General features: G+C 51.7%; 25 protein-coding genes. 18 read left to right on the forward strand and 7 right to left on the reverse strand.

Translation table 11 applies throughout. The features are described from left to right. Position 1: 1 nt before the first annotated feature. The 6 genes from xth (at position 2) to NOC_RS18475 (ending at position 6,518) form a co-directional block, all read left to right on the forward strand. The gene (gene xth / locus NOC_RS01275) at positions 2-766 is read left to right on the forward strand and encodes an exodeoxyribonuclease III (protein ID WP_002814241.1); all 765 of its coding nucleotides are present in this window, start codon (positions 2-4) and stop codon (positions 764-766) included. 36 nt (positions 767-802) lie between these two features. Next, complete coding sequence (locus tag NOC_RS01280; protein WP_002812809.1) at positions 803-2,281, forward strand: hypothetical protein; 1,479 nt, start codon at positions 803-805, stop codon at positions 2,279-2,281. Positions 2,282-2,365: 84 nt separating this feature from the next. Continuing rightward, positions 2,366-3,829: a 4-hydroxy-3-polyprenylbenzoate decarboxylase gene (ubiD, locus tag NOC_RS01285; RefSeq protein WP_002812864.1), complete on the forward strand. Its 1,464-nt coding sequence runs from the start codon at positions 2,366-2,368 to the stop codon at positions 3,827-3,829. 446 nt (positions 3,830-4,275) lie between these two features. After that, the gene (locus tag NOC_RS01290) at positions 4,276-4,959 is read left to right on the forward strand and encodes a PEP-CTERM sorting domain-containing protein (RefSeq protein WP_002813984.1); all 684 of its coding nucleotides are present in this window, start codon (positions 4,276-4,278) and stop codon (positions 4,957-4,959) included. 537 nt (positions 4,960-5,496) lie between these two features. Further along, positions 5,497-6,090, forward strand: a complete 594-nt coding sequence (locus NOC_RS01295) for a CDP-alcohol phosphatidyltransferase family protein (protein WP_002812750.1) — start codon at positions 5,497-5,499, stop codon at positions 6,088-6,090. A 161-nt stretch (positions 6,091-6,251) separates the two neighbouring features. Continuing rightward, on the forward strand, positions 6,252-6,518 hold the full coding sequence (locus tag NOC_RS18475; protein ID WP_342341973.1) for a PilZ domain-containing protein: 267 nt from the start codon (positions 6,252-6,254) through the stop codon (positions 6,516-6,518). 97 nt (positions 6,519-6,615) lie between these two features. On the opposite strand, the gene NOC_RS01305 is transcribed toward NOC_RS18475, so the two are convergent. After that, positions 6,616-6,873, reverse strand: coding sequence for a hypothetical protein (locus NOC_RS01305; protein ID WP_011330264.1), 258 nt, complete (start codon positions 6,871-6,873; stop codon positions 6,616-6,618). A 64-nt stretch (positions 6,874-6,937) separates the two neighbouring features. Continuing rightward, entirely contained in the window at positions 6,938-7,195 is a 258-nt protein-coding gene (locus NOC_RS01310) for a glutaredoxin family protein (protein WP_002811999.1), read from the reverse strand. A gap of 137 nt (positions 7,196-7,332) precedes the next feature. Here NOC_RS01310 and nfi point away from each other — a divergent pair, with 137 nt between their 5' ends. The 9 genes from nfi (at position 7,333) to radA (ending at position 16,499) form a co-directional block, all read left to right on the forward strand. Then, positions 7,333-7,992 (forward strand): deoxyribonuclease V, encoded by a 660-nt coding sequence (gene nfi / locus NOC_RS01315; protein WP_002812862.1) that lies wholly within the window; start codon positions 7,333-7,335, stop codon positions 7,990-7,992. Between the two features lie 191 nt (positions 7,993-8,183). After that, a complete protein-coding gene (locus tag NOC_RS01320) occupies positions 8,184-10,136 on the forward strand; it encodes an alpha-amylase family glycosyl hydrolase (protein WP_011330266.1) in 1,953 nt (650 codons plus the stop codon). A 72-nt stretch (positions 10,137-10,208) separates the two neighbouring features. Continuing rightward, on the forward strand, positions 10,209-11,033 hold the full coding sequence (gene rlmB / locus NOC_RS01325; protein ID WP_011330267.1) for a 23S rRNA (guanosine(2251)-2'-O)-methyltransferase RlmB: 825 nt from the start codon (positions 10,209-10,211) through the stop codon (positions 11,031-11,033). 142 nt (positions 11,034-11,175) lie between these two features. Continuing rightward, positions 11,176-11,646, forward strand: coding sequence for a 30S ribosomal protein S6 (gene rpsF, locus NOC_RS01330; RefSeq protein WP_002812824.1), 471 nt, complete (start codon positions 11,176-11,178; stop codon positions 11,644-11,646). 132 nt (positions 11,647-11,778) lie between these two features. Continuing rightward, entirely contained in the window at positions 11,779-12,003 is a 225-nt protein-coding gene (gene rpsR, locus NOC_RS01335) for a 30S ribosomal protein S18 (protein ID WP_002813110.1), read from the forward strand. 65 nt (positions 12,004-12,068) lie between these two features. Then, complete coding sequence (gene rplI / locus NOC_RS01340; protein ID WP_002813277.1) at positions 12,069-12,524, forward strand: 50S ribosomal protein L9; 456 nt, start codon at positions 12,069-12,071, stop codon at positions 12,522-12,524. Positions 12,525-12,604: 80 nt separating this feature from the next. Further along, a complete protein-coding gene (gene dnaB, locus NOC_RS01345; RefSeq protein ID WP_002814004.1) occupies positions 12,605-14,023 on the forward strand; it encodes a replicative DNA helicase in 1,419 nt (472 codons plus the stop codon). A gap of 29 nt (positions 14,024-14,052) precedes the next feature. Further along, on the forward strand, positions 14,053-15,123 hold the full coding sequence (alr, locus tag NOC_RS01350) for an alanine racemase (protein WP_002813537.1): 1,071 nt from the start codon (positions 14,053-14,055) through the stop codon (positions 15,121-15,123). Between the two features lie 5 nt (positions 15,124-15,128). Next, positions 15,129-16,499, forward strand: coding sequence for a DNA repair protein RadA (gene radA / locus NOC_RS01355; RefSeq protein ID WP_011330268.1), 1,371 nt, complete (start codon positions 15,129-15,131; stop codon positions 16,497-16,499). A gap of 55 nt (positions 16,500-16,554) precedes the next feature. On the opposite strand, the gene NOC_RS01360 is transcribed toward radA, so the two are convergent. Then, positions 16,555-18,330 (reverse strand): EAL domain-containing protein, encoded by a 1,776-nt coding sequence (locus NOC_RS01360; protein WP_002812214.1) that lies wholly within the window; start codon positions 18,328-18,330, stop codon positions 16,555-16,557. Further along, complete coding sequence (locus tag NOC_RS01365; protein ID WP_002812349.1) at positions 18,330-19,718, reverse strand: MASE1 domain-containing protein; 1,389 nt, start codon at positions 19,716-19,718, stop codon at positions 18,330-18,332. The genes NOC_RS01360 and NOC_RS01365 overlap by 1 nt, the downstream gene beginning before the upstream one ends. Before the next feature lie 229 nt (positions 19,719-19,947). On the opposite strand from NOC_RS01365, the gene hemJ reads away from it, so the two are divergent. Further along, entirely contained in the window at positions 19,948-20,367 is a 420-nt protein-coding gene (hemJ, locus tag NOC_RS01370) for a protoporphyrinogen oxidase HemJ (RefSeq protein WP_002813136.1), read from the forward strand. A gap of 56 nt (positions 20,368-20,423) precedes the next feature. After that, positions 20,424-21,467: a UDP-3-O-(3-hydroxymyristoyl)glucosamine N-acyltransferase gene (lpxD, locus tag NOC_RS01375; protein ID WP_002814043.1), complete on the forward strand. Its 1,044-nt coding sequence runs from the start codon at positions 20,424-20,426 to the stop codon at positions 21,465-21,467. On the opposite strand, the gene NOC_RS01380 is transcribed toward lpxD, so the two are convergent. The 3 genes from NOC_RS01380 to NOC_RS01390 form a co-directional block, all read right to left on the reverse strand. After that, the gene (locus NOC_RS01380) at positions 21,436-22,455 is read right to left on the reverse strand and encodes a Kelch repeat-containing protein (RefSeq protein WP_002812163.1); all 1,020 of its coding nucleotides are present in this window, start codon (positions 22,453-22,455) and stop codon (positions 21,436-21,438) included. The genes lpxD and NOC_RS01380 overlap by 32 nt on opposite strands. A gap of 136 nt (positions 22,456-22,591) precedes the next feature. Further along, positions 22,592-23,362, reverse strand: coding sequence for a hypothetical protein (locus NOC_RS01385; protein WP_002814145.1), 771 nt, complete (start codon positions 23,360-23,362; stop codon positions 22,592-22,594). Between the two features lie 247 nt (positions 23,363-23,609). Continuing rightward, complete coding sequence (locus NOC_RS01390) at positions 23,610-24,905, reverse strand: hypothetical protein (protein ID WP_002812012.1); 1,296 nt, start codon at positions 24,903-24,905, stop codon at positions 23,610-23,612. 192 nt (positions 24,906-25,097) lie between these two features. On the opposite strand from NOC_RS01390, the gene lgt reads away from it, so the two are divergent. Then, on the forward strand, positions 25,098-25,907 hold the full coding sequence (gene lgt / locus NOC_RS01395; protein ID WP_036497853.1) for a prolipoprotein diacylglyceryl transferase: 810 nt from the start codon (positions 25,098-25,100) through the stop codon (positions 25,905-25,907). The last annotated feature ends 19 nt before the right edge of the window (positions 25,908-25,926 follow it).

Here is a 25,926-nt window from a genome sequence, read left to right on the forward strand (position 1 = left end):
GTTGAAAATCGCGACTTGGAATGTCAATTCTTTACGGGTGCGTTTCTCCCAAGTGGTGGATTGGTTGGAAATTCATCAGCCTGATGTTCTGGCGCTTCAGGAAACCAAGCTGGTGGATGATAGTTTTCCCCAGGAAGCCTTTAAGGAGATCGGCTATCATGCGGCTTATTCAGGCCAGAAAACCTATAACGGGGTCGCTATTCTCTGCCGCCAAGCGCCCAAGGATATCTTGACCGATCTCCCTAATCTAGTAGATTCTCAGCGACGCATTCTAGGAGTGACAGTGGACGATATTCGCTTGCTGAATCTCTATGTTCCCAACGGCAGTGAAGTGGGATCAAAAAAATATGCCTATAAATTAGACTGGTTGGGACGAATAAAAGATTATTTACAGGAAGCTTTGGTTGAGTACCCCAAACTCATTGTCTTAGGTGATTTTAATGTGGCTCCAGCGGACCAGGATGTCCACGATCCCGACATTTGGCACGAGACCATCCTTTGTAGTACTCCGGAGCGGGAAGCGCTCAAAGAAATTCTCGCTTTGGGATTTCAGGATAGCTTTCGTTTGTTTGAGCAGGAAGCACAGTCCTTTAGTTGGTGGGATTATCGAGGAGGAGCTTTCCGTCGTAATAGGGGATTACGTATCGATCTTATTTTAATTAGTAAAGCGTTAGTGCCTAAGTGTACGGGATGTGTTATTGATAAAGAACCCCGCCGTTTGACGCGTCCCTCTGATCATGCTCCTGTCATTGCAACTTTTGCTTAGCATAACTAGCGAATTCATTTTAGCTATTGTCTTCCCGTGGGTGCCCAAAATCAAAGCGAATTAGGCGCGGAGTTAAAAACATGGGTGCATCGTCTTTGTCAAAAAAACTTTGGCGGAGCAGGCGAGCTGCTTCGGGAGGCGGCGGAAGGAAAGGCGAAACAGCTCGCTAAAGTACGCAAGGAATTAGAACAGCTCACAGAAGAAACTGTGAATAGTTTTCGACTTGCGGGCGATGCCCACAGCAATAATTATGCTTTTGACGAAGCTTTAATTGCTTATGAACAAGCACTGGCATGTGTGCTGAGAGAGATAACTCCTCATTTATGGGCGGTTATCATGGTTCAGGTGGGGAGAGCCTGCCATGAATTGGGCGTTCGGGCTGAAGGAGCGGCGTTGCATTATCATTTATCGGCTGCGGTAGAGGCTTACCGGCGGGCTTTAAAGGTACAAACCCGGCGGTATTTACCCCAGGATTGGGCCCGAACCCAGGCGTATCTGGGGACTACCTTACGGGAGCAGGGAGTCCGGATGGGAGAAGAGGCCGGAGGCCGGTTGCTGGAGCAGTCGGTAGAGGCTTACCGGCGGGCCTTAAAGGTACAAACCCGGTGGCATTTACCCCAAGACTGGGCCCGAACCCAGGCCCATTTGGGGACCACTTTGCGGGAGCAGGGAGTCCGGATGGGAGGAGAGGCCGGAGGCCGGTTGCTGGAGCAGTCGGTAGAGGCTTACCGGCAGGCGCTGGAGGTGCAAACCCGGCGAGATTTTCCCCAAGATTGGGCTTGGACCCAGAGCCACTTGGGGATTGCTTTGCGGGAACAGGGCATGCAGGCAGGAGGAGAAGCCGGGCGGCAGCTATTGGGGAAAGCGATAGCAGCTTATCAAGGGGCGTTGGAGATTCATACGCCTGAAACGCTTCCTTGGCATTGGAATCAAACTCAACATCATCTAATTCAAACCTGGCTTGCGCTCGAAGACTGGCCTGCAGCGGCCACGGGTTTTGTCCGCTTACTAGAAATCTATCCTGATGATGCAGAAGCCTATTACGGAGCTAGCATGCTTTACCATGAGAAGCTGTTTGCCTTTGAAGAGGCTTTTTCCCTTAGCCGGCGATGGTTCGCTTCTCGCCCCGAAGATCTAGAAGCCCGCGGCCAGTTGGCGGAGCAGTGTTTCACTACTGGACGTTTTGCCGAGGCTATTGAACATTTTGCAGAGTTGCTGGCCAACCCTGAGATTAATCCTCAAATAAAAATCCCTTTGCAGGCTTTTGAGATTGCAGCGCTGCTGGGTTTAAACCAAAAGGTGGCCGTTCCAGAAAAATTCGAGCAATTATGTATGGCCATTGCTCACCAGTCTGGGAACTTTGTACTGGAGTGGGCCTTTGCGGGGAGCAAATATTTTATTGCTCGAAATGAGCGTCTCATGCCTTACCGTGAATGGCTGCTAGCGTTATTCATCGCGCTAGAAGCGCCAGGCCGAGACGCTATTTTAAACCGCCTGGGAGAGGATATACGGTAGGTTTTACTGACATAGTATGCGGCTCCTCTAAATACTTGTTATTAGTGGTGCCCCTTTGTAAATTCCCGGTTAAATTTTGTTGTCATGAAATATAAAGATCTGCGCGATTTTATTGCCAAGCTGGAAGCAGAAGGGGAACTGAAACGGATTACGGTGGAGGTAGACCCCTATTTAGAGATGACCGAAATCTGCGATCGGGTGCTCCATGCTGGAGGACCCGCTCTGTTATTTGAGCGCCCTAAGGGCGCGTCGATGCCGGTGCTGGGTAATTTGTTTGGCACTCCCCGGCGGGTGGCCCAGGGCATGGGAGAGGACTCCGTGGCTGCATTACGAGAAGTAGGCAAGCTCCTGGCTTTTCTTAAGGAGCCTGATCCGCCTCGGGGCATGAAAGAAGCCTGGCGGGCTTTACCTATTTTTAAAAAGGTGCTGGATATGGCACCCAAAATAGTGCGCTCTGCCCCCTGCCAAGAGGTCATTCTTGAAGGTTCCCAGGTAGATTTGAGCCAGATTCCTATCCAAACTTGTTGGCCCGGGGATATAGCGCCTTTGATTACCTGGGGTTTAGTGGTAACTAAAGGGCCTTATAAGGAGCGGCAGAACATGGGTATCTATCGCCAGCAAGTATTGGGACCTAACCGGGTCATTATGCGCTGGCTCGCTCACCGGGGCGGGGCGCTAGATTTTCAAGCCTGGCAGCAAGCTCATCCTGGTAAACCTTTTCCCATAGCGGTTGCTTTAGGGGCTGATCCGGCCACTATCCTTGGCGCCGTGACTCCGGTACCCGATACTTTGTCGGAATACGCTTTTGCGGGGCTGTTACGGGGGTCAAAAACCGAATTGACCCGTTGCCTTGGCAGTGGATTGCAGGTTCCCGCTAGCGCTGAAATCGTGTTAGAAGGCTACTTAAAACCCGGTGATGAAGCCAATGAAGGTCCCTTCGGGGACCATACGGGTTATTATAATGAAGTAGAAAAATTCCCCGTCTTTACGATTGAACGCCTTACCCATCGGCGTCATCCTATTTACCATAGCACCTATACGGGGCGTCCCCCGGATGAGCCTGCGGTCCTGGGGGTAGCCCTGAATGAGGTGTTTATCCCTATTTTACAGAAACAATTTCCGGAAATCGTCGATTTTTATTTACCTCCCGAGGGCTGCTCTTACCGACTAGCTGTCGTGACCATGCGGAAGCAATATCCTGGACATGCAAAACGGGTGATGTTGGGCGTTTGGTCTTTCTTGCGGCAATTTATGTACACTAAATTCGTCATTGTCACGGATGAGGATATCAACGCCAGAGATTGGAAGGATGTCATTTGGGCCATGACGACCCGCATGGACCCAGCTCGGGATTGCGTCATTATTGAGAATACGCCCATTGATTATTTGGATTTTGCTTCACCTGTTTCGGGTCTTGGTTCCAAGATTGGTTTTGATGTTACCCATAAATGGAAGGGCGAAACCCAGCGTGAGTGGGGCCAACCCATTACCATGGATAACGCAGTTAAAAAGCGGGTTGATGAAATGTGGGATGGTATGGGCCTATGAACAAGTTCTTTGATAAAAATTTTGAAATATTGGCGCGAAAAGGGGGTAGCGTTTTGCAAACCCGTTTTTCCTCCCTGATACCCGCTCCTTGAGGCCGCCTAAAATATTTTACGATCTGCTCCAGAGCCTCAGTGATCTCACTGGCCAGGATCTGCGAGCAGGGAATTCTTGGTGCCGCAAGCCGCAAATCGTTCGCCTCACAGTAGGAGGGACAGTCCCAAACCGGTATAAGAAGAGCCATAACCGGCGCAACAGAAATTTGTCAGAATTTTTTACATAATCGGTAGTGTGTGCCAGGCACGGTTGCGAGGAATCCAACTCAACTATCTGAAATTAATTGACTTTTTGTCTATCCAAAAAAAATTAGCATAAATTTTGCTTACTAATTGTCGAATGCCTTTCACTACTTATCGCAATTGTCGCAACCCAAACTAAAGGTAAAAAGCATGATCATTCGATTGATGTTATCGCAAGTACGAACCGGAATATTCGCCATGCTCATGTTGGCCGTGTTTACCAATCCAGCGTTTGGCGGACTCATCCAGGTTGACATGGGTGCAACGGGCCAAGACGTACAGGCCGGGTGGTTTCCCCTTACGGAAAGTGGTGGGCCGGTTGCGATTGCTGCCGATTTTGCAGCGGTGGGTACCGACATAATATTCAGTAGCACCCTGGACGAGTTTCAAGATCGTGGAAATATCGCAGGTCCTTTGGCAGATGTGATCGAGGACTTCGCTTTTGAAAGGCCAGGGCCGACGTCTCTAACATTCTCCAATTTAGCTGCCGGCCTCTACACGCTCACCGGTTACCACAATGACTTTAGTTTTCCTGGACAGTTTAGATTCAGTGCAACGGCGGTTAACGGTGCGCTCGCATCTGATATCTTGGGGGCACAGGATATTATTTCTGGCACGACTACGCCGGTCACTAGCGTCATCACGTTCACGGCCGATGGCAGCACAGACGTCGATGTAGTTTACACGGCTACTAGACTCGGCAGCGTCTTCAATGGGTTTGAGCTGGAGAGGATACCCGCCACCGCTGTTCCCGAACCCACTACCCTCGCCCTACTGGGCCTTGGCTTGGCGGGGATTAGATTCTGTAGACGGCGCAATAGGCGACCCGTTTAAGAAACGCTTGCCCTCCTGGCCCTTGCTCGTAAGGCCGGGGCGCCCGGAACCTGCACCAAACTCCTTGGGGCGTAGGAAGTCGTCACACCTTCAGGTGGCCATATAGAGCATCCGTGGATACCGAAGGTGCCCTTGGAGGTACATCAATCAGCTTCCCAAGCTATGTACGTCTACCCCCACCGTGAAATCACCTCATAGTAGACTTTTCTTTGGTGACTCCAAGTGGCCATTCATGGCCGGTAGCTATCAGCAGCAGGTTGCTTCTTCTACAGTGCGGCCGGCTTCCGAAAATGATACATAAACTCTCATCTAAACCGGGCGGGGATATAAGCGGGCTGGTTCTAAATTCACAGAGGGCTTATAATTTTAATAAAGTGTAAGAGCTGTCCGTCTTCACCTTGAAAGTCTCTTCAAACGGTAAAATCAACAGTTCGAGAAGCTGGACAAGCCCCCCCGATAGGGTGGGGCCATCGCAAGGAAACACTATATATCTATCAATTTTTTTACAAAGGGATCTTAAGATCTGGTTAATCTTCTATGACCAATATTCCGTGGGATGCGCGTCTTGCGGCCTTGCTTGTCCGGCCCCTTTGTAACTCCTGGGTTACACCTAATCATCTGACAACTTTGCGGCTAGCGACAGGGCTTGGCGCAGCGCTGTGTTTTGGGAGTGGTGAATGGCTCAATTTGGCCGCTTGGTTATGGGTTATGTCGACTTTTCTCGATCATACTGATGGTGAACTGGCCCGAATGAGCGGCAAGCAGTCCCGTGCTGGCCATTTTTATGATCTTATAACGGATGCGGTTGCAACTATTGGTCTATTTATGGGGATTGGCTGGGGTCTCAGCAGTTCCTTGTTGGGAGGATGGGCATTATTTATGGGAGCGATCGCGGGGATTGCCATCGCTATTATTTTTCATTTTCGTAACGAGATTGAACAGCGTTCCGGGAAAGCAGCGACAAAGCAACCTGGTTTTGCAGGTTTTGAACCCGAAGATAGCTTATATTTATTACCGCTGATAACCTGGCTGGATGGTTTAGCTCTATTGCTTTTGATAGCGGCCTTGATAACTCCCATTATTGCCATTGTTGTTGGCTGGCAATATCTTACGCAACTCGATAAGGTGTAATTTAGGAGGGATAGGGTATAAAATATATTTTACAGAGGCGCACTCTTAAGGTTAGGTAGATAAAATCAGAATGGCACAAGTTGTGCATAAGTTTATTTATGATTTCAAGCTACGATCATTCTGGGAGTAAACTAGCAGTGTCACGCTTTCTTAGCAAAAAAATGGAACGCCGCCAAAATTCAAGAAGACAGAGCGCGGTTAAAGTCTATTTATCCTGGCCAGGGCAGGAATCTCAATGCTGCCGCGTGAAAAATCTTAGCGCAACCGGAGCATTTATCGAAGTTGGGGCGCTACGAATTCCTGAGGATAGGATCATTAAATTGGCTTTTGTGCTCCCGATTAATTCTTTGATTAAGATACACCGTTTATCTGCTATTGTGGTGCATCGTTCTCATCAGGGACTGGGGCTTATGTTTCAGCAAGTTTAGCGCTTGAAGCGCTTTTAGCAAGGCTGGTATACTTTATCTTCGTTTGCTGTGGCTTTTGCTGTTGGTCTGTTGCACAATCAGGCAACAGTATCTGGCTTTAACTATCTCCAGAAGTCTTCATTTCTAGATAAGATTGCCCATCGACCTCCAGAAGTCTGTCCAGGCGGATAATTTCGCCTGAGCCTAGAACTGTAAATTCCTCCTGGTTTTTTGTATAAATATCAGTGATGGTATCTAGCGTTTCAATAATTTTGCCATCCATAGTTTGGTAAAAGATGTGGCACTGCTTGCGAAGAGTAGCGAGTGCTTCAAGTTGGTCATGAAAATTACAATTTATGGGGATGTAGTCGGGCATCTTCGTAAAATCCTCCTAAGTGTAGAAAAACATCCATGATTTATATTCTTCGTGGAAGGAGAGCTCATCGCTGTCCAGCGTGAGTCCACTGATGAATAGCTTCAAGGGTGAAAGGCCAATTCAAAGTTAGTCCCGAATCTGGTTGTAGGAGTACGGGAATTCGGGTTCCATAGCGCTCAACTAGCAGAGGATCATTCCCGATATCTACTTCCTCGGTGGTAATTTCAGGAAGCTGCGCCAGCAGTTGGCGCGCCTCTTCGCACAGGTGGCAGCCTGCAGTATGGTAGAGAATAAGCCGTTTCGAATGAGTGGTGATAGTCATTGGATAATTAACTGAAGCAGGGTTGGCGGCCAAAAATAATGATTGGTTTCGTAAGGATTTCGCTGTAAAGCCTTTTCACTAGGGATGGTCCCGTTTAGGATTTCTTAAATCATGGGTAGTATAGCATCGGCGCGTTAGTGAAAACCCATTCTTGGAATTTATCGCCTAAGGAGGCCGTGGCATTGCAGCGGCGGCTTGCCGATCAAGTAGTTGCTGAAGATCGCTTGGGGCAAGTTCATTTTGTTGCCGGGGTCGATGTGGGATTTGAAGAGCAGGGTAAGATCACCCGGGCTGCGGTAGTGGTTCTCCGGCTTGCCGATCTGAGTCTGGTCGAGCAGGTCGTTGCCCGGCGGCCCACCCACTTTCCCTATATTCCCGGACTATTGTCATTCCGCGAGTGTCCCACAGTGTTGGCGGCGCTGGAGAAATTAACCGTAACGCCAAATCTGCTGCTCTGCGATGGTCAGGGAATCGCTCATCCGCGCCGTTTTGGGATCGCTTGCCATCTAGGGGTGCTCACCGGCTTGCCGAGTATTGGCGTGGCTAAAACTCGTTTGGTCGGCAAACATGGGCCGGCACCGGATAAGCGCGGTGGCTGGACGCCCCTGACCGATAAGGGTGAGACGATAGGTGTCGTATTGCGCACGCGCATCAAAGTCAACCCTGTCTTTGTCTCGACAGGCCACCGGATTAGCCTGCTTACCGCCATCCAGTATGTAATGGCGTGTACTACGCGTTATCGGCTTCCAGAGACGACGCGCCTTGCCGATAAGCTTGCCAGCGGCTCCAAAAAATGAGCCTAGGGGATGTTTGCACTATTTCGTTCCAGAGCCTGTTTTTGTAAAATTTTTATTTTTAATAGCTTAGATCGATTTTAAAGCAGCTATGTATACAACGATGCCCCATGCTAAGGAAAGCCAAATTCTATTCCAGTTTATACTTTGCTTCCATGATTTCGGGCAGCGCTTAAAAGGGAGTCAGGCATCTTATGAGTGATGCCCGTTGGATGAAGCAGCATAGTACTGTTTCGCTCAGGCGTCTGATGCCTCGTCTGGAGGCGCGTTTCAAGGCGCAGGTCGATCCTGACGAGTGGCAGGGTTACGTGCAGCGCCTAGAGACCCATTTTCCAAGACTGTTTGATTGCCTATATCGCCTCTATGGTCAGCAATATGACTTTTTCTTCCATCTAGAAAGCATTCTGGCGTCGGCTACGGAAATGTGGTGGGTGCGCCCCGCCGAACTCAAGGCGTTGGATGCGCTCCGGACTGCCGATCCCTATTGGTACCAATCCCACCGCTTGGTGGGTGCTATGTGCTATGTGGATCTTTTTGCTGGCGATTTGGTCGGCCTGCGCGAGCGTATCTCCTATTTAACTGAGCTGGGGATTAATTATTTACATCTCATGCCAGTATTTAAGGTGCCCGAAGGGGATAATGATGGGGGCTATGCCGTCAGTAGCTATCGTGAAATCAACCCCAATCTGGGAACAATGGAAGATCTGGTCCGGTTGGCCGATGAGCTGCGCTATCGAGGCATTTCCCTCTGCCTGGACTTCGTATTCAATCATACTGCCGATGAGCATGACTGGGCCCGCCGTGCCCAGGCCGGTGATCGAGAGTATCAAGAGTATTATCGCATGTTCCCTGATCGGGAATTGCCAGATGCTTATGAGCGTAGCCTCAATCCCATTTTTCCCGATGAACATCCAGGATCGTTTACTTACCGTAACCGCATCCGCAAGTGGATCTGGACTAGTTTCCATAATTATCAATGGGACTTAAATTATGAAAATCCGGTGGTTTTTAACCGGATGCTGGAAGAAATGCTTTTTCTTGCTAATCAAGGGGTGGAGATTCTGCGCCTTGATGCGGTGGCTTTTGTCTGGAAGGAGCTAGGTACCAGTTGTCAGAATTTACCCGAAGCGCACATCATTATCCAGGCTTTCAATGCCTTGGTGCGTATCGCCGCGCCGGCCATGGTATTTAAGTCCGAGGCCATTGTGCATCCGGATGATGTGAGAAAGTACATCAGCGAAGAGGAATGCCAACTTTCCTATAATCCTCAGCTTATGGCTTTGTTATGGGATGCCTTGGCAAGCCGGGACATCCGTCTGCTGCGCTATGGGTTGCAGCGACGTTTTGCCCTCCCGTCCGGTTGTGCCTGGGTGAATTATGTGCGTTGCCACGATGATATTGGGTGGACCTTTTCTGATGATGATGCGCGTGCTCTGGATCTCGATCCCCAGGCTCACCGCCAGTTTCTTAGCCAGTTTTATACCGCGCGGTTTGAAGGTAGTTTCGCCCGGGGGATGCCTTTCCAGGAAAACTTAGCTACTGGAGATGCCCGGGTGTCGGGCACTTGCGCTTCTTTGGCAGGATTGGAAAAGGGCCTTTATCATAATGATGAAACAGAAATCGAGTATGCGATCCGTAAGATCCTGTTGATCCATGGCGTTATTCTGACTATTGGTGGCATACCGTTGATTTATCTGGGTGATGAAATTGGCGTTCTAAATGATTATGATTATGAAAAAGATTTGGCTAAAATTGGCGATACCCGCTGGCTGCACCGATTGCCCTTCGATGAGGCGCGGGCCGAGCAGCGTTGGGATTTTACCACTGTTCCTGGCCGAATCTACCAAGGTTTGCTGCGGCTGATCCAAATCCGCCAGCAAAATCTAGCCTTTACCCGAGCCGAAACGGAAGTTGTCGACACCGGTAACGATCATGTATTTGGCTATTTCCGCAACCACGATGAATACACGGTACTGATACTGGCTAATTTCAGCGACTTTACCCAGCATCTGGAAGCTCGGCGGCTGCGGATGTTGGGATTGCGCAAAACCGAGGTGGACCTTTTTGCAGGTAAAACCGTTACTGCCACCCGCGAATTGAGCCTGGAACCCTACGCTTTCATGGTGCTGGCCAGGCCTGGCAAATAAACTGGAAGAGGTAGAGCATCCAGAAGGCTTTTCGGTTAGATTAGAGAACAATAATTATTAGGGTAAGCGGTTGTGAGCAGGAAACGCAGATTTGAACGTCTTCACCCTTCCCCGGGTTTGGAGAAAGCCGAGGGTGATGGCCTCTCGAGCTGTGAATTGCGGTATGGGTTACATGCCGTCCGCGCGGCCCTGGAACAGCCTGCCCTTCAAGTCATGGCCCTATGGCTGGACCAAGCCCGGATAGATCGATCGCTTCAAAAGTTGGCGAAGCTTGCTTTTCAACGGGGCCTAAAGGCCCAGCTGGTGAAGCGGGAGGAGCTTGATGATTTAGTTCCTGGAGCGCGCCATCAAGGAGTCGTAGCCCGCTGTTCCGTACAGCCGGCGCTGACGGAGGAAGGGTTATTGACTTTTTTGGAGAACTTAGAGGCGCCGCCTTTATTGTTGCTCCTGGACGGCGTTCAAGATCCCCATAATCTAGGGGCCTGTTTGCGTACTGCGGAGGCCGCCGGGGTCCATGGAGTGGTGACCCCCAAGGATCGCGCGGCAGGTTTAACAGCTGTGGCGCGCAAGGTGGCAAGCGGCGCGGCAGAACGGATTCCCTTAGTGCGCGTGACTAACCTGGCCCGGGTAATGCGTGCGCTGCGCGAGCGCGGACTCTGGCTAGTAGGTACCGTAGTTGGTGGATCTCATAATAGTCTTTATGAAACCGATCTTCAGGGTCCCCTTGGTTTAGTACTTGGCGCTGAAGATCGTGGTCTGCGGCGTCTAACTCAAGAGCATTGTGATTGCCTGGTTCAAATTCCTATGCAAGGAGCGGTAGGTAGCCTCAATGTTTCGGTTGCAGCGGGGGTGTGCCTTTTTGAGGCGCAACGCCAGCGTGGTTTGCTGCCTAGTTGAATAGTAGAGCTCATCTCGATTGGGTTTAGATCCCAATTTTTGTGATCTTCAAGTAGCTGGCGTATAATTCCCCACCCTTTTACTAATCTCCTTGCCATTCTTTTGAATAGGGTGGCTGTCTAGACCGTAAGGAGTCAAATTGATGCGGCATTATGAAGTTGTATTTTTAGTTCACCCAGACCAGAGTGAACAGCTCTCTGCTATGATGGATCGCTACCGCCAGATAATTGAGACCGACGGAGGATGCATTCATCGCCTGGAAGATTGGGGCCGGCGCCAGCTCGCCTATCCCATCCAGAAGCTTTACAAGGCCCACTATGTTTTGATGAATATCGAGTGTACGCCCCGGACGATTGAAGAGTTAACCAGCGCTTTTCGATTCAATGATGCAGTGTTAAGGGATATGGTTATTCGGCGAGAGGAAGCTATCACCGAGACTTCGCCCTTGGCGAAAGGAGAAGAGTCCGGTGGCCGCGGTTATGACAGTGCGCGTTCTGGTAGGGATCGGGATGAATCCGGCGGCCGTGGTTATGACGGCGCACGCCCTGGCAGGGATGAGGATGAATCCAAAGAAAACACGGATAGGGATGAGCAGAGCGAGGACTCAGAATAAACCAGATATTTTCGGTCAATGTTAAGATCGGAATGATTTTGTGGTTGTTTCTGACAATACACTATTTATAAATGTGGATAGCCTGGTTGTGTTGGCCAGGTTGAAAGAAATTAATTCATTGAAGGTGGAATCATGGCACGTTTTTTTCGGCGCAGAAAATTTTGCCGCTTTACAGCCGAGGGAGTGAAAGAGATTGACTACAAAGATCTAGCTACCCTTAAAGACTATATTACGGAAACCGGCAAAATCGTACCGAGCCGGATTACTGGCACTAAAGCCAAATATCAGCGGCAATTATCCCGGGCGGTTAAGCGGGCCCGTTACCTGGCGTTACTTCCTTATTGCGATCGGCACTAATCCAATTTTGGAATACGGAAGAAGAGGGTTGGTTTGGCGCGGCGGAGAAGAGTGAAGGATAGAAAATGGAAGTGATATTGCTGGAACAGGTGGTGAATTTAGGCAAGCTTGGGGATAAGGTAGCGGTAAAATCCGGTTATGCCCGCAATTACCTGATACCCCAGGGGAGGGCGGTGAGCGCGACGAAAGAGAATGAAGCTCATTTTGAATCCCGCAAGGCCGAGTTGGAAAAGGCTGCCGGTGATAAGGTTGCGGTAGCAGAGCGGTGCAAGCAGGCATTAGCAGATCTTGGCAGCGTTACCATTCCAGCCAAGGCCGGCACCGAAGGAAAGTTATTTGGATCGGTGGGGGCTGCCGATATTGCCGAGGCTTTAACCAAAGCCGGGGTAGAAATAGGCAAAAAGGAAGTACGGCTGCCTGAAGGCGCGTTACGCCAGGTAGGCGAATATGAGCTAGTGATTCATTTACATCCTACGGTAGAAGCCCCTATCAAGGTGGTGGTGACGGGGGAGGAGGAGTAGCTTTCTTCTCGGTGCGCTAACCTGAGACAGGCCTATTTGCCGGGTATGAGGCTTGGCGGTAACTCATCAGGAGGGGAAGAATGCCGGAACTTGCCTACCAGGAAAAGAAAGATGAATTCGTCGAAGGGTTAAGAATTCCTCCCCATTCAATGGAGGCCGAGCAATCGGTATTAGGAGGGTTATTACTCGATAATCAAGCTTGGGAGCAGATCGCTGATATTTTGGGTTCGGAGGATTTCTACCGCCAGGACCACCGTCTCTTATTTCTTTCTATCGGCGAAATGCTTGAACAATCTCGTCCTTGCGACGTGGTGACCCTCTCCGAGTGGCTCAAAAATAAACGGTTACTGGAAGAAACAGGGGGTTTAGCCTATCTCACGAACCTGGCACGCAATACCCCTACTGCCGCTAATATCAAAGCCTATGCCGAGGTAGTTCGGGAGCGTTCGGTGTTGCGCCAGCTTATCCGGGTGGGCACTGATATTGCTGGTAGTGCCTACCAGCCGGAAGGGCGAGAGAGCGGGGAATTGTTAGATGAAGCTGAGAAGCGGGTATTTGAAATTGCCGAGCAGGGCGCCCGCGGCCAGCGGAGTTTCGTCAACATAAAAGATCTGCTTGGTAAGGTAGTGGATCGGATCGATCACCTGTTCGAGCAGGATAGTCCCATTACGGGACTTCCCTCTGGTTTTGCGGATTTTGACCTGCTAACCTCTGGCCTTCAGCCAGCGGATTTGATTATTGCCGCGGGCAGGCCCTCCATGGGGAAAACCACCTTTGCCATGAATATCGCCGAGCATGTGGCTATTAAGCGCCGGGTTCCTGTGGCGGTGTTTAGCATGGAAATGCCAGGAGAGCAGTTAGCCATGCGCATGATGTCTTCTCTGGGACACATTGACCAACATCGCGTTCGGACAGGCCGCTTAGAAGACGATGATTGGCCGCGTCTCACCTCGGCGATCAGCCTATTAACCGAGGCGCCGCTTTTTATTGACGACACCCCAGCTCTTTCCCCGACCGAGCTGCGGGCGCGGGCCCGGCGGCTGATGCGGGAGCAGGAGGGCCTGGGTCTAATCCTTATTGATTATTTGCAGCTGATGCAGGTGCCGGGTCACCGGGAAAATCGGGCGACCGAGATCTCCGAAATTTCACGTAACCTCAAGGCAGTAGCCAAGGAACTCAAGGTTCCCGTGCTGGCCCTCTCCCAGCTTAACCGGAGTTTGGAACAACGGCCTAATAAGCGGCCCGTAATGTCAGATTTACGTGAATCCGGCGCTATTGAGCAGGATGCGGACGTGATAGTATTTATCTATCGCGATGAAGTCTATAATGAAGAGAGTCCTGATCGGGGGACGGCGGAAATCATCGTTGGCAAGCAGCGCAATGGTCCGATTGGAACTGTGCGTCTCACTTTCCGTGGCCAATATACCCGCTTCGAAAATTATGTACAGGATGCCTATGGAGCGGGCTCTGGGTTCCCGGCTGCGGATAAGATGAATTAGCAAGTAGTACCCGTAGATTCGCAGCTTCCTTGAACTTTCCTCAGGCTATTATTGATGCCAGCGCATTACGTCATAATCTGCAACGAGTCCGCGAACTGGCACCCCGTAGCCAAATCATGGCGGTCGTTAAGGCCGATGGCTATGGCCATGGATTAACAAGAGTGGCTGATGTGCTGGTCGCGGCTGATGCTTTTGCCGTGGCTCGGCTAGAGGAAGCTACGGCGTTGCGTCAAGCTGGTCATCGGTGCCCCGTCGTTTTGCTGGGTGGTATTTCTGATAAAGAACAGTTGCAGCTTGCCGCCGCCCATCGCCTGACCTTGGTGGTCCATGAATTTGCCCAATTAGATTTGCTAGAACGGGTTCGAATAACCTCCCCCCTGCCGGTTTGGGTCAAGGCGGATACGGGGATGCACCGCCTCGGTTTTCCCCCACAGGTAGTGGCCAAGGCAATTGCCCGCTTACGTTGTTGTCCAGCGGTGGCCTCTGTGGTTGGATTGATGAGTCATCTCGCCAGCGCGGATGAAAGCGAGGACTTTCTTACTCCTATTCAGCTACAGACTTTTGAAGGAATAGCAGCACCGGGATTGTTGCGCAGCATGGCCAATTCTGCGGCTGTGATGGTTTACCCTTACGCCCATTTTGATTGGGTGCGCCCGGGTTTGATGCTCTATGGTGCTTCCCCTTTTGCCCATGGTACCGGTGCTGCCGTGGGGCTTAAATCCGTTATGACCCTGCAAACCCGTCTTATTGCCATCCATCACTTGCGCCCGGGCGATAGTATTGGTTATGGGGCGACTTGGGTATGCCCCGAGGCAATGACCGTGGGGGTGGCAGCTCTTGGTTACGGTGATGGTTACCCCCGCCATGCGGTGTCGGGGACGCCGGTGTTGGTAAATGGCCGGCCCGTTCCCCTGGTGGGGCGGGTTTCCATGGATATGATTACCCTTGATCTGCGCACTCAGCCAAAGGCGAAAGTGGGCGATCCGGTGATTGCTTGGGGGCCGAATTTGCCGGTAGAAGAGGTGGCGCGCCATGCCACTACCATCCCCTATGAACTGTTATGCCAAGTCACTGGGCGGGTACCGCGGACTATGGAATAAGCAGAATGGGAAAACCTAAAACTGTTTACCAATGCACTCAGTGCGGTGCTGAATCGGCTCGTTGGGCTGGCCAATGTGCTGGCTGCGGCGCTTGGAATAGCCTGGAGGAGCAGCTAAGCGCCGAGTTGCCGAAACGGACTGGACGTTATGCCCACTACGCCGGTGCGTTGAGCACGGTGCAGCCCTTGGCGGAGGTACAAGTAACCGGTGAGGTGCGCTTATCAACGGGCCTATCCGAATTGGATCGAGTCTTAGGCGGAGGATTGGTGACGGGTTCGGTGGTGCTGATTGGGGGCGCACCGGGGATTGGTAAATCCACCTTGTTATTACAGGCCCTGGCTAAAATGGGCGCAGTCCAAGAAGGTAAAGTGTTGTATTTAACCGGAGAGGAATCCCTGGCGCAAATTAGCCTTAGAGCTCAGCGCCTGGGTTTGGGAGCGGCGCCGGTACGGCTATTAGCCGACACCCTGGTGGAGCGGGCCTTAGCCGTTGCCCGGCAAGAACGGCCCCAGGTGATGGTAGTGGACTCTATCCAGACTTTATATACGGAGCAGCTGCAATCGGCGCCGGGTACGGTGACTCAAGTGCGGGAAAGTGCTGGTCAGTTGCTGCGTTTTGCCAAGCAAGGCGGGACCGGAGTCATCCTTGTGGGCCATGTGACTAAGGAGGGCGCCCTGGCTGGTCCCCGAGTTTTGGAACATATGGTGGATACGGTGCTTTACTTCGAGGGAGATGGAGGAGAACGCCTCCGGGTGTTGCGGGCAGCTAAGAATCGCTTTGGCGCGGTGAATGAGCTGGGAGTTTTCGCTATGACCGAGCAGGGGCTGCGGGGCGTCACTAATCCCTCCGCCATCTTTCTTTCTCGGGGGAAAGAAGCGGTTCCTGGAAGCGCCGTCACCGTGATCCGGGAAGGAAGCCGTCCTTTGCTGGTAGAGGTTCAGGCCCTGGTGGATGATAGCCATCTTGCCAATCCCCGCCGGGTTACGGTGGGCCTAGAGCCCAACCGGTTAGCCATGTTGCTTGCCATTCTTCACCGCCATGGCGCGGTTATGCCAGGGGCTCAGGATGTTTTTATAAACGTGGTAGGGGGAGTGCGGGTGAATGAAACAGGCGCTGATCTAGCGGTTCTCGCCGCCATTGTTTCCAGCTTGCGGGATCGCCCGTTAGACCAGGAATTAGTGTTGTTTGGAGAGGTAGGATTGACGGGAGAAATCCGTCCCGTGCCGGGGGGGGAAGAACGTCTGGCGGCTGCCGCTAAACATGGTTTTAAAAAGGCGATTTTGCCTCGGGGAAATACCCCGAGACGGCCAGTCGAGAATATCGCTATTGTTCCTGTAAACCGTCTTGCTGAAGTACTGGAGGCCCTCAAAGAATAAGTTTCCTTTTTTGAGCTGGTAGCGTTGCGGGTCTGTGGGTGAGCCGGGTTCGGTATTATATGAAATGGGTATCCGCTCCCGTTTTTATGGAATTAGCGGGCCTAGACACTGTTGCAAGTAGCGCGGACAACGGTTGCGGCTGACCAAGGCCATAGCCTTGCCCGTAATCTATACCGAGGCCGCGTAGTTTATCCAGGATAGCGTCGTTTTCGATGTATTCAGCAATGGTTTTTTTCCCCAGCAGATGGCCGATTTCGTTGATTGAACGAACCATAGCCAGATCGATGGGGTCATCGACAATGTCTTTAACAAATAGACCATCAATTTTGAGAAAATTAACGGGCAGGGCCTTGAGGTAAGCAAACGAGGACAAGCCGCTGCCAAAGTCATCAAGAGAGAAACAACAGCCGCGTGTTTTCAGCGCCTCCATGAACCGGGTGGCATCAGCAAGATTAGCCACGGCGGCTGTTTCCGTAATCTCGAAGCAGATTTTTTTAGCCGGCAGGCCGGTATCGTCAAATTGCCGCAGTACATAAGCGTGGAAAAAGCGATCACCGATAGAGTGGCCCGATAAATTAATAGTGCATAACGTGATTCGATCAAGCAGCGCCGGATGGGCGGCCAGCCAGCGCAATGCCTGGGTAACGACCCAGCGATCAATCGCAACGGCCAGATTATAGCGCTCGGCGGCTGGCATAAATGCGCCTGGCGGCGATATCTTACCATCGTTTTCCACCAACCGTAGTAACAATTCGCAGTGTATGCCACCGGATAGCGTGGCCTTAAGCGGCACTATCGGTTGTGCATACAGTTGAAAGCGATTCTCTTCCAATGCCTGCTGAATACGGGCCACCCATTGCATTTCACCATGGCGCCGGGCCAACTCCACATCGTGCTCACGATAAATGTGAATTCGATTACGGCCGCCGTCTTTAGCAACGTAACAGGCGCTGTCGGCTGTTTGTAAGACGCTGGCGGCGCTTGAATTAGCAATGGTGATGGGCACCAAGCCGATACTGACGCCGATCCGAAAGTGTTGCCCATTCCAGCAAAAACGGAAACCCTCAACCGTTTGACGTAAGGTATTGGCTATTTGCAGCGCTCTGTCCAACGAGCAGTGCTCTAATAGCAGCCCAAATTCATCGCCTCCCAGCCGCGCCAGCGTATCGCGCCGACGGATATTTTTTTCGAACAGCACCGCCAGCTGTTGCAACAACGCATCGCCTGAAGCGTGCCCGCAAGTGTCGTTGACAAGCTTAAATTGATCGAGATCGAGATAGCATAGGGCGTGCTCGCTGTTTTGCGTCTGAACGGTCTCGATTACCCTTTGCAAGCGCCGCTCAAACTCACGGCGATTGACTAGACCCGTAAGGGCATCGTGTTGCGCCTGATGGGCAATTTCGCACTGCAACCGGCGCTGTTCACTAACATCGTGAAATACCAGTACCGCGCCTAGCACCTGGTTGTTGGCGTCGCGGATAGGGGCGGCGGAGATTTCAATTGAATATTCGGCGCCGTGGCGACTGATGAGTACCGTAGGGTTGGTGGATCTCACAGCGGAGCTGCCAGTCAAGCAAGGGGCGAGAGGATCGGCTACCGGCTCACGGGTGGACTCATTGATAATTTGCAATACGTCCGGTAATGCTTTGCCCCGGGCAGCCGCCAATAGCCAACCGGTCATAGCCTCGGCGGTTGGATTAAGGTAGTTGATACGGCTATTAGCATCAGTAGTAATCACCCCGTCGCCGATGGATTCCAGGGTTACCTGGATACGCTCTTTTTCGGCGACCAGCGCGGCCTCGGCACGGTTACGGGCGGTGACATCATGCATTACTGTGAGCGAGTGAGCCACACTGCCGTCAGGGTCGCGCTCGGCAATGGCCGATAGCAGGACATCAAAAACTTCGCCGTTTTTCTTTTGGATTCCAGGGTTACCTGGATACGCTCTTTTTCGGCGACCAGCGCGGCCTCGGCACGGTTACGGGCGGTGACATCATGCATTACTGTGAGCGAGTGAGCCACACTGCCGTCAGGGTCGCGCTCGGCAATGGCCGATAGCAGGACATCAAAAACTTCGCCGTTTTTCTTTACCATTTGGTAAGGGACGTCGCGGCAAGCGCCGCTACGCATAAATGCCGGTAGTACAACCTCGGTCGCGTAGCGGCGGGAGGCCTCGGTCATAAAATCCGTAGAGCACCGCCCAATGACCTCATCGTGCTCATAGCCCATGATGGTGAGCCAATAAGCGCTGACCCTGAGCAGCCGCCCTTGATGATCAATCGAGTGCAGCATGGCCGGGGTATCATGATAGAGCGAGCGATAGCGTGCTTGATTTTGTATTATCTCCGCTTCTGCACGAAGCCGGTTTTCACGCTCGATGCTAATCACCAGCGCTGGCAGGATGACTAGACTTAGGTAAATTTGCAGCGTTTGAATCGTGGTTAAGGAAATGCCGCCGGCTTGACTGGCGATGGGACCCACGCCTTGCAGCGTGAGTGCAACCACGATGATAGTGATAACGAGTCCCAGTACCCCACACGCAAATAGGCCGAGACGGAAACTGAACCAGAGCATCACGGGGGCAGTTAAGTATATGAGGGCGTACGATGAACTGTGGAACACGCCGACTGTAACCGCCGCGGCGCTCAGTAAGGCCATTGCCGTTTCAATCGCCCGCTTCGTCAGCAACATTTTCGCCACTGGCCAGGAAGCGCTTAGCAGGACCGGTGTGATGAGGGCGATACTGACCACATCGGCGAGCCACCAAGTCGGCCACGCGGCCCAGTAAAATGTGCCATAGACCACCCCAATGAAGACTGCGCCCGCGGCGGTGCCAAGCAGACCCGCACCTACTAACGCTAGTAGTTGCGAGGGTTCCCGGAGTGTAACCGGTAGTGGCATTAGCCGCTGCATGCAAGCGACCGTTACGGCAACCGCCAAGCCATTGGCCAGCATAAACCCTAGCGCGATACTGGTTGACTCACCCATCAGCTTGCTGGCCACTAGGTCGGCTAGCAGGCAGCTCCCGAAGTAACCCGGCCAGTAGCGAGGGTTGGCCCGCAATAGTACGCCGATGAGGATGGCGTTCGATGGCCACAGCACGGCGATATTGTCGCCTTCGTTAGATAGCTCAGTTTTGAGCAAGGCAGTCAGAAAATAAGCTAGACCGACCGCCAGAAAACGGATTCCCTGCGCTCTTGTTACGGGTTTACCACCCATTTCTCTAAAATATGTTAGCAAGACGCTCGGTCAATCGCTCAGCTTTATTTTCTTTATCTTAGCCGTTTTTGGCGCCTGATGGTTATCAAATAGCCGCTGAAAAACAATTCTGGCTGCAGTTTCCAGCAGAGTCTGAGAGTTGATAGTAGGAGCCGCACCGAAGATTTGCTAATCTAGCAGGTGCTAGGGCTCATAGACAATAATTTTAACTTGGAGTGATCACATAAGCATGCTTTGGATCAAAGCCTTTCATATTATCTTTGTGGTGACCTGGTTCGCTGGTCTGTTTTATTTACCGCGGTTATTTGTCTACCATGCCCAATGCCAGGATAAGCCAGGGCGGGAGCGTTTTAAAGTCATGGAGCGCAAGCTTTATCGCGGTATTATGCATCCTAGTGCTATTTTGGCAGTGGGATTAGGTGTGTGGCTGATTTATTTAACTCCGGCTTGGATGGGGGCGGGGTGGCTCCATGTCAAACTTTCCCTGGTTCTGCTTTTGATTGCCTATCATCTTTATTGTGGCCGGTTGTTGATCGCCTTTCGCGAAGAGCGTAACCGCCACAGTCATGTGTATTATCGCTGGTTTAATGAGTTCCCAGTGTTAATCCTGATTGGCGCGGTGATTCTAGTGGTGGTAAAGCCTTTTTGAGGATAGCGCGTATTTTTAGAACAGAAAAATAAGACCGTTGAGCGGGGGGAGAAAGCATGGAAATTCGTCTTTCAGAGATTGCCCAGTTTTTGGGTTGCGCTATTGAGGGCGATGGAGAAGCCCCTATCCGGGGGATTGCGCCCCTCCATCAGGCGCAGGCAAGCGAGCTAAGCTTTTATACTAATCGTAAGTACGCGGCTCAGGCTCGGTTATCAAAGGCGGGGGCTATCATAGTAGGGGCCAAGGATCGGGAACAATTTGCGGGTCGTCGCCTGCTTATTTCGGACAATCCTTACCGTGATTTTGCTCGAGTCGTGGATAGGTGGTTTAATCGCTCTTACCGTCCGGCGCCAGGTGTGCATCCTACGGCTATCGTGGGGGACGACGTACAAATTGCGGAAAACTGCAGTATTGGGGCCTATTGTGTAATTGAAGACGGGGTGACTATCAAAGCTCATACCGTCTTATTTCCCTTTTGTTACGTGGGCGCTAAGACGATTCTCGGTGAGCATTGCTTGCTCTATCCGCGCGTTACCCTGCTGGAGCGGGTGAGGATTGGGCACCGGGTTATCCTTCACCCTGGCGTGGTTATTGGTGGCGATGGTTTTGGATTTGCGCCGGACCCTCCTCAGGGCTATTTTAAGGTGCCGCAAGTGGGGTGGGTAGAGATTGCCGATGATGTGGAGGTGCAATGTAATACAGCCATTGACCGGGGGGCGTTGGGACCGACCCGAATCGGTCAGGGCAGCAAAATCGATAATCTGGTTCAAGTTGGCCACAATGTAGAGATTGGCGAGCACAGCATTATTGTTAGCCAGGTGGGTATTTCTGGGAGTAGCAAAATTGGTAATTGGGTGACCTTGGCGGGCCAGGTAGGGTTAGTGGGTCATATTCGGATCGGCGATGGGGCCGTGATAACCGCCCAATCCGGGGTGGCTAAGGATGTGCCACCCAAGGCCATTATGACTGGCAGCCCCGTCCAGCCTATGATGGAAAACCGCAGGGCGCTGGCAGAGCTGAACCGGCTTAGGGAGTTGCGCAAAAAGGTCCGTGAGTTGGAGCGGCGACTCACGGTGCTGGAGCAAGTTGAAAGCTGCTAATGGGCTCCGGAGGCAGAGTCGTAAGGAATAAGCCGAGGGTAAGGGCTGGTGGAGGGCCTGGCGTTTCCAACAGGCGATAGACTCGGCCACGGTTGATGCTGGCCGCCGCCTGTTCTGAGCCCCCCAGAATATACAAATGGGAGCCGGTGCTGATAGCGGGCATCCCGTGGAGCGCCATGGGCAAGGGAGGACCAGGTTGCCATTTTCCGGATAGCTTTTCCAAGATTTCTGAACTGGCCAGGGTTGTTCGTCCGGTCATGATGATTTCGCCTCCGAAAACCATGATTTTTCCTTGATAAACCGCTGCGCCATGGCCACCCCGGGCGGTATTCAAGGAGGGGCCTTCCCGCCAAGTATCGGTTGCGGGATCATAGATTTCCACTGAGCCCAGTTCGCCAGCGCCCTGATAGCGGCCGCCGAGGACGACGATCCTGTCTTCAAAAACCACGCTGCGGATATGCTCCCTGCGCTGGTGCATCCCCTTTAGGAAATCCCAGGAATCTTGCTGTGGGTCATAGCGGAGCAATCTTCCGCTTGGGCCTTTGCCGCCTACAACGTAAATAAAATCACCCATTGAGACGGCATCTCCCGCATAGCGGGGTTCGGGCAAGGGCGTTAAGGTTTGCCACTGATTGCTGGGGGGATCGTAAACCCAAGCGGTTACCGTTGGAGACCAATCTTGATCGCCGCCCCCAAAAACATAGATTTTCCCCTGATGGGCTGTGGCCATGAGGTGATGGCGAGGGGCTGGCAGCGGTGCCAGTTGTTCCCAGCTATCAGTGGTAACATCATATACTTCAAACTGGTGCTGGCCGCCTAATCCTCCTGGTACATATATTTTTCCATCCAGATAGGCTGCCGCCATTTCCGAACGGTGGGTGGGCATGGGATGTAGTTGTTGCCACTGCGCCGAGGCGGAATAGGTTAGAAACAATAGGCTTAGGCTTAGCAAGAAAAGTAAGCTTAGGTAGGTTTTATTAGATCTCATTTGGGCGCGCCGATTGTGTGGGTGTATCTTTTAGCATAGCAGTTTGTGTTCCGGAACACCGCTGTAATCATGTGCATGCGGCCCCCTTACGCCTCATCTATTACAGCGTTGAATGTGTGGGTAAGGAGTTCATTAATCAGATTTTTTGCATTCTCATTTCAACCAGGGGGTAAATCATGTTGTTCCAAACTGCACCGAGGGCTTGACTCTTTTCTAGCCCTTCCCAAATTCTGGGCCAGTCCAGATGGGTTGGACTGAGCGCCCCGTAAGCGCTGAACATGGATTTCAGCAAGGCGTTGTTTTTCCTTCGGATCATCCATTTCCGCCATAGCCACCAACCGGTCATACCTATCCAGATCAGTGGCCCCAGGGGTGAGGCCGGGGAAACGGCTGCAAAGATGATGAACCAGGCGGCAATTTTAAGCAGCAATAAAGCGCCTCTCCACGCTTCCGTCAGGACTCTAAAGCCGGTTTTGCCCGATTTTCTGGATTGATAACGGCTGAAGGGCATGGTGCGGGCGCGGATGGTATCCAGCGCCGCCAGATAATCCCCATAGATTAAAGTGTTCAACACCAACCAGTCCAGTTCCCGGCAATGGAGCCAGGGAGCACGCAAATAGCGCCCGGCAGCCTGTTGTAATTCCTCTTGAGCGAAATTTAAATTGCGCCAGTCCAATTCCCTGTCGTTTAGGGTGCGATGATGCCAGGCAGTAAGGGGATTTGGGGGGATTTCCGGGACATTCTCGCTGTTTTCCCATCCAATGGAGCGAAAGATATCCTTAACAATGGCTTGGGCTTCGGCTTGAAGTTGTTCCGTGGCGGAGTCGTTTAGATGGCGCTTGTTGGCCTCTATGGATGCTTGCTGGGCAGTTTGGGTAAGAAGTTCTGCTTTGGTGACCATTGCCATCCCTTTGGTAGTTGCCGGTTAATCAACGAGGAACTTGTCATTATATTGGGATATTTTCTACCAGGAAGGAAAAATTTTCCATGGATAATGGTTGGATGACCGGGATCAAATTGCCTTTATGGGAATGGATTATTATTGGCGAGATTATTGTAAGAAGACCGGGAGGAAAGGAACTGATACCCTCCTGCCGGTCTGTTTTTAGAGAGATTTAAAATCTTCTCTCGGTGTGGATTGAGGCAGGTATCTGTTAGGGATTATCTACCTCGCTCATCAAGGGTGGAAGCTTGGTGCTGGTGACAGTGAAGTTGTATTGATGCCACGGTGACTCAACCAGTAATGTTCTCTCGCTGGGGCTAGGACAATCCTTGAGGGGCATGGTAGGATCAATAGAGCAGACATATTGTGCGCCGCCGCTTTCCTCATCTAGTGCCGGGGCCACACCAATTCGTATAAAATACTTGCCTGGATTGCGGATACCCAGATAATAATTTTGTTCCATGTCGGTCCGCCCGGTGAGCAGCATTCGTTCATTTTCATCGTACACGGTGACTTGCCAAGTGCTGTCTTCGCAGTCTTGGCTAGCGCAAAATTCTATACTGAGAATTTCATTCCCTGCCGTGTCATAGACAAACCAGTCCTCTTCGAAGGCAAATCCCACCGATCCAAAGATGAGAGGTCCGGATATTAAGCCCTCCATGGTGACATTGGATGCGAGGGGGGTGGCAAAGGTTAATGGGTTGGCTTCATCGCGGGAGTCATTGGGTTCCACTTCGGCGTCAAAAAAATTGACGTCAAGGGGTTCCGTGGTGACCTGAGAATCCCCCAGAAAAGCGGCCAGGCGGTACTCGTGGGGCAGATGTTCATAGATCAGGTCAGCTTCGCCGCTTTGGTCTGAAGATCTTGTCTCTTCCTGGGCCTGCTTCAAGGATTTTACCACTACATAATAAGTACCCGCACGGGATAGGATTGTCTGTAATGGGCTTTCTGGTCCGAAGTCAAACCCAGTGTAGACTTCCGAGAAAATATTACCCCCGCTATCCCGAATGGAGAGATTCCATCCGGTAATATCGTTTAATCCGGGAACGTTAAAATTAACGGTGAGCATTTGATTGGATTCCGTGGTGGTAATACGGAACCAGTCCACATCTTCCGGGCTATAAAGCTGCCCCGCGTATTCAACGCCGAACTCCATGGCGTCAGCGCCCATGGCATGGTTATTGGGTTCGGTTTCGCCAAAGCCGGTGCTGTCTAGAAAACTGGATAAAGTCACCCCGCAGCTTGCCGGATCGGTGGCGCATCCTGCTTTGGTTTCAGCAATAATTTCATCCTTGTTTGCAGGGGGGGAGGCGTTGGTATCAGCCTCCGGCTCTGGGTCTGCGGTATTACTAAAGTTCTGAGTACTTTCTTGGCTGGTATTATTGCTGCTGGTATTATTGTTATCATTTGAATCCAACTCGGGGAAGATATTCAAACCAGCCGCCCCGAGGGTTGGCACAAGTAGCAAACCTAAAAAAATAAAACAGTGACGGGCCAAATTTTTCACTATAACCACTCCCTAATATTCTGAGCCCAATGTAATTTAAGCCCCGGCGCATAAGTACGATCGGTATTATTCGACTTCTGAAAAAAGCTGTGGGGCTTTATGGAAACAGGCCATTCTCCGCCGGGGGTTAAACGCCTAAGCCAAGATAGCGGTAGGTGATTTAAAATTCTTGAGTCTTAAAGCAAGATTATGATGATGAGTTATCTGAATATTGACCCAGTCGCCTTTTCCTTGGGCCCGCTCAAGGTCCACTGGTATGGCGTCATGTATTTAATTGGCTTTTTGGGTGCCTGGTGGTTAGGTCGATTTCGGGCCAAGCGCCCCGCTTCCGGTTGGCGTCCGGAGCAGGTGGATGATCTGATTTTCTATGGTGCCCTGGGGGTTATCCTTGGCGGCCGGTTAGGATATGCCTTGTTCTACGATTTTGATCATATCTTGGCGGACCCTTTTGCTATCTTTAAAATTTGGCAAGGAGGCATGTCTTTCCACGGAGGATTGCTAGGCGTTTTAGTCGCCATGATGATCTATGCCCGCAAGGTGGGCAAAGGATTTTTCCAGGTGACGGATTTTGTCGCCCCCCTGGTCCCTATTGGGTTAGGCGCGGGCCGTATTGGTAATTTCATCAATGGCGAACTCTGGGGAAAAGCCACGGAATTGCCTTGGGGTATGGTGTTCCCTGATCCCAGGGCTGGCGGTTTGCCCCGGCATCCCTCGCAACTGTACGAGGCAGCTCTGGAGGGGGTGGCCCTTTTTCTTATTCTGTGGTTTTTCTCCCGCCGGCCCCGCCCCACCATGGCGGTCTCAGGTCTGTTTCTATTCTGCTACGGGTTGTTTCGCTTTGCGGTGGAGTTTGTGCGCGTGCCGGATGCCCATTTGGGTTATTTGGCCCTGGATTGGCTTACTATGGGACAAATCCTAAGCCTGCCCATGGTCTTTATGGGTATAATTTTGCTGGGATGGGCTTACCGGAAGCGTTCTTCTACCCATTTGATAAAATCTTAAGTAGCCGCGCTAACTATCC

Source organism: Nitrosococcus oceani ATCC 19707 (genome assembly GCF_000012805.1).
Lineage (GTDB): Bacteria > Pseudomonadota > Gammaproteobacteria > Nitrosococcales > Nitrosococcaceae > Nitrosococcus > Nitrosococcus oceani.

Coding starts and splice junctions, on each gene's coding strand:
- dnaB (WP_002814004.1), top strand. CDS start 12,605: ATGCCGGAACTTGCCTACCAGGAAAAGAAAGATGAATTCGTCGAAGGG.
- rplI (WP_002813277.1), top strand. CDS start 12,069: ATGGAAGTGATATTGCTGGAACAGGTGGTGAATTTAGGCAAGCTTGGG.
- NOC_RS01290 (WP_002813984.1), top strand. CDS start 4,276: ATGATCATTCGATTGATGTTATCGCAAGTACGAACCGGAATATTCGCC.
- NOC_RS01360 (WP_002812214.1), bottom strand. CDS start 18,330: ATGCATGATGTCACCGCCCGTAACCGTGCCGAGGCCGCGCTGGTCGCC.
- NOC_RS18475 (WP_342341973.1), top strand. CDS start 6,252: ATGGAACGCCGCCAAAATTCAAGAAGACAGAGCGCGGTTAAAGTCTAT.
- NOC_RS01320 (WP_011330266.1), top strand. CDS start 8,184: ATGAGTGATGCCCGTTGGATGAAGCAGCATAGTACTGTTTCGCTCAGG.
- NOC_RS01385 (WP_002814145.1), bottom strand. CDS start 23,362: ATGGCAATGGTCACCAAAGCAGAACTTCTTACCCAAACTGCCCAGCAA.
- NOC_RS01380 (WP_002812163.1), bottom strand. CDS start 22,455: ATGAGATCTAATAAAACCTACCTAAGCTTACTTTTCTTGCTAAGCCTA.
- ubiD (WP_002812864.1), top strand. CDS start 2,366: ATGAAATATAAAGATCTGCGCGATTTTATTGCCAAGCTGGAAGCAGAA.
- NOC_RS01310 (WP_002811999.1), bottom strand. CDS start 7,195: ATGACTATCACCACTCATTCGAAACGGCTTATTCTCTACCATACTGCA.
- NOC_RS01295 (WP_002812750.1), top strand. CDS start 5,497: ATGACCAATATTCCGTGGGATGCGCGTCTTGCGGCCTTGCTTGTCCGG.
- lpxD (WP_002814043.1), top strand. CDS start 20,424: ATGGAAATTCGTCTTTCAGAGATTGCCCAGTTTTTGGGTTGCGCTATT.
- NOC_RS01305 (WP_011330264.1), bottom strand. CDS start 6,873: ATGCCCGACTACATCCCCATAAATTGTAATTTTCATGACCAACTTGAA.
- radA (WP_011330268.1), top strand. CDS start 15,129: ATGGGAAAACCTAAAACTGTTTACCAATGCACTCAGTGCGGTGCTGAA.
- rpsF (WP_002812824.1), top strand. CDS start 11,176: ATGCGGCATTATGAAGTTGTATTTTTAGTTCACCCAGACCAGAGTGAA.
- NOC_RS01365 (WP_002812349.1), bottom strand. CDS start 19,718: ATGGGTGGTAAACCCGTAACAAGAGCGCAGGGAATCCGTTTTCTGGCG.
- lgt (WP_036497853.1), top strand. CDS start 25,098: ATGATGAGTTATCTGAATATTGACCCAGTCGCCTTTTCCTTGGGCCCG.
- rpsR (WP_002813110.1), top strand. CDS start 11,779: ATGGCACGTTTTTTTCGGCGCAGAAAATTTTGCCGCTTTACAGCCGAG.
- hemJ (WP_002813136.1), top strand. CDS start 19,948: ATGCTTTGGATCAAAGCCTTTCATATTATCTTTGTGGTGACCTGGTTC.